Origin of the sequence: Salipiger bermudensis HTCC2601 (genome assembly GCF_000153725.1) — a bacterium.
In the GTDB taxonomy this organism is placed as follows: domain Bacteria; phylum Pseudomonadota; class Alphaproteobacteria; order Rhodobacterales; family Rhodobacteraceae; genus Salipiger; species Salipiger bermudensis.
The window spans coordinates 3,130,193-3,133,371 of sequence record NZ_DS022276.1; the positions used below are offsets into that span (position 1 = coordinate 3,130,193).

Sequence of the window (3,179 nt, forward strand, 5' to 3'; positions counted from 1 at the left end):
GCGCGCCTTCATCAGGCGCTCCTGCTGGATCGCCTCCTTGTCGCCGCCGCGCACCTTGCGCACGATGTTCTGGAGACGCTTCTCGAGGCTCTCCATGTCGGCGATGATCAGCTCGGTCTCGATGGTCTCGGCGTCAGAGACAGGATCGACGCGGCCGTCCACATGGGTGACGTCGTCATCCTCGAAGCAGCGCAGCACGTGGGCGATGGCGTCGGTCTCGCGGATGTTCGCGAGGAACTGGTTGCCGAGGCCCTCGCCCTTCGAGGCGCCCTTCACAAGGCCCGCAATGTCGACGAAGGTCATGCGGGTGGGGATGATGTTCTGCGACTTCGCGATGGCAGCGAGCTTGTCGAGCCGCGCATCGGGCACCGCCACGTCGCCCACATTGGGCTCGATGGTGCAGAACGGGAAGTTCGCCGCCTGCGCCGCGGCGGTCCTGGTCAGCGCGTTGAACAGGGTCGACTTGCCCACGTTGGGCAGACCCACGATCCCCATGCGAAATCCCATCTTGCGGCTCCTCTGGCTTTGGTTGGGCGCCTTCTAGGCGCGGATCGGTGCAAGCGCAAGAGAGCGCCGCAGGTGGTGGCTCGGGCGGCGTCTCAGGCGAGCCGGGCCGCCGGGCCCGGGGTCGCGCGCGTGAAGAAGCGGTGCATCAGCAGGATGGCGGCCATGCCCAACCCGATCACCAGCCCGAACCAGACACCGACAAAGCCGAAGCCCGCCGGGAAACCGAGAATATAGGCTGCCGGCAGGCCGAGCCCCCAGTAGGACAGTCCCGCGATGATCATCGGCGCGCGGGTGTCGTGCAGGCCGCGCAGGATGCCGAGAGAGATCACCTGCATCGCGTCGACCAGCTGGAACAGCGCGGCGACCAGCAGCAGCAGGACGCCGATGGCGATGATCTCGGCCCGCTGCGGATCATCCGGAGAGAGGAACACGCCGATCAGCAGCTCGGGGATGGTCACGAAGGCGATCACGGTGAGCACGACAGTGGCAAGGGAGAGCGCGAAGAGCATGTGGGCGTCGCGCATCAACAGCTCGGTATCGCCGCGTCCCCGCGCCTGCCCGGCCCGCACCGTGGCGACGTTGGCAAGGCCGAGATGTACCATGAAGGTGAGGCCCGAGAGCTGCAGCGCGATGCCATGCGCGGCCAGCGGCGCCGGTCCGATCCAGCCGATCAGGATGGCAGTGGCGGCGAACAGGCCGACCTCGGCCAGGGTGGTGAGGCCGATCGGCCAGCCGAGGGCAAAGACCTCGCGCAGCATCTCGACATCGGGGCGCCAGAACCGGCGCCAGAGCGAGTAATGCGGCAGGCGCAGCCGGGCATAGGCCACAACCCCGATCAGCGAGCAGCCATGCGCGACCAGAGAGGCCACCGCGGCACCGCGGATGCCAAGTTCGGGCGCGCCCCAGTTGCCGAAGATCAGCGCGTAATTGGCGATGGCATTGGCGATCGCGGCGGCGACGGTGATCCAGAACACCACGCGGGTGTGCTCGAGCGCGGCGAGGAAGCTCTTGAACACCATCACGCCGAGCGCCGGCAGCAGGCCCCAGCCGGCGATGCGCAAATAGGTCTGCGCGTCGGCTGCGACCTGAGGCACCTGCCCCAGCGCCAGCAGCAGGCTCCCTGAGTACCACAGCAGCGGCATGACCAGCGCGAAGAACCCTGCCGAGAGCCACAGCCCCATGCGGGTGGCACGGCGGATCTGCGGATGGTCGTTGCCGGCATCGAAGCAGGCCACCATCGGCATCACCGCCCAGGCAAAGCCCGACCCGAACAGGAAGAACAGCGAGAACACCGTGCTGGCCAGCGTCAGCGCCGCGAGCTCGGCCACGCCGTAGCGCCCGATCATCGCGGTGTCGGTGAACATGATCGCAAGCTGCGCCAGGTGGCCGCCGATCAGCGGCAACCCGAGGAGCAGAATCTCCCGCGCATGGGCCAGATATGTTTTTCCAGTGCTCATGATTTGCGCTTTAGAGGGCGTTTCCTGTTCAAGCAAGTCCCGCCTTGAGAGAACCCTGAAACTGGGGTTCGCCCCTAGAGCGCGTGCAACACCACTTGCGCGGCAAGGATTGCGATCACCGCCCCGGCAGCGGCCTCGATGGCGCCCATGACCCGCAGCGCGGCCGGCCCCGTGGCAAGCCGGCTGAGCGCGCCCTCACGCAGCGTGACCGAGGCCAGCGCCACCGCCACCGTGACCGTCGCGGTGCCCAGGCCCATGGCGAAGGTGCCGAGGATGCCGGCAGAGACGATGCCCATGCGCCAGGTCAGGATCAGCAGGAACAGCGCCCCGGTGCAGGGGCGGAGCGCGATGGCCCCGATGAGAACCAGCGCATCGCGCAGCGAGTGGACCTGCTCGACCTGCTCGAGGCTCGGGCCGTGGGCGTGTCCGCAGCTCGGGCAGACCTCGCCGGGCGCGTGATGGTGGTGGTGGCCGTGATGCGCGTGCTCATGCGCGTGCCCGGCCTCGGGCCGCGTCAGCAGCTTGCGCCCGCCCCTCAGCACCAACCAGAGCCCGATCAGGCCGATGGCGACGTAGCTAGCCGGGGCGAACCAGTCCTCGGCGGCATCGGTCAGCTGCTCGCGCCCCCAGCCAAGCGCCCAGATGCCGGCATAGACCAGCCCCACCGCGCTCGCCGCCTGTGCAAGGCTCGAGAGCAGCGCCAGCGTCGACAGCCGCAGCACCGGGACGCGGCGCCCAACGCCGTAGCCACCGATCAGCAGCTTGCCATGCCCCGGACCGGCGGCGTGGAAGAACCCGTAGGCGAAGCACAGGCCAAGCAGCGCCATCAGCGCCCCGGGCTCGCCCGCGCGCAGCGCCCGCAGCCCGCCGGCCATCGCCACCTGCGCCTCGCGCTGGCCCTGCGCCGCGCTGGCTTCGACCCAGGCCGCGCCGCCGAAGCCCCAGAGCCAGACCGCCAGCGCCGCCACCGTAGCGGCGGCGATCAGGAGGACGGTTCGCATGTCAGACTGATCCTGTCGGCATATTGCTCGCCGATCTCGAGCACCTCGAACTGGTCCTCTGGCACGCTCTGAAGCTCTTTTTGCACATAGGCATCGGCTGCGGCACGGTCGGGCTTTTCGATCTCGGCACGGCAGGGGGCGGCGATCTCGACGCCGCGGGTGATCTCGTAGGACACGTAGAAGGTCGGATCGTACTGCCGGATCTCGAGCCCGT

4 protein-coding genes are annotated in these 3,179 nt (G+C 68.6%); all 4 read right to left on the reverse strand.

Annotated elements, in window-relative coordinates; genetic code table 11:
* The coding region (locus R2601_RS14680) for a GTPase (RefSeq protein ID WP_007799697.1) at nucleotides 1-507 on the reverse strand (507 nt) is incomplete at its 3' end.
* A gap of 92 nt (nucleotides 508-599) precedes the next feature.
* Nucleotides 600-1,964: an MATE family efflux transporter gene (locus tag R2601_RS14685; RefSeq protein WP_007799698.1), complete on the reverse strand. Its 1,365-nt coding sequence runs from the start codon at nucleotides 1,962-1,964 to the stop codon at nucleotides 600-602.
* 74 nt (nucleotides 1,965-2,038) lie between these two features.
* On the reverse strand, nucleotides 2,039-2,965 hold the full coding sequence (locus R2601_RS14690; protein WP_007799700.1) for a nickel/cobalt transporter: 927 nt from the start codon (nucleotides 2,963-2,965) through the stop codon (nucleotides 2,039-2,041).
* The coding region (locus R2601_RS14695; RefSeq protein WP_007799702.1) for a DUF1007 family protein at nucleotides 2,947-3,179 on the reverse strand (233 nt) is incomplete at its 5' end. The genes R2601_RS14695 and R2601_RS14690, both read right to left, overlap by 19 nt.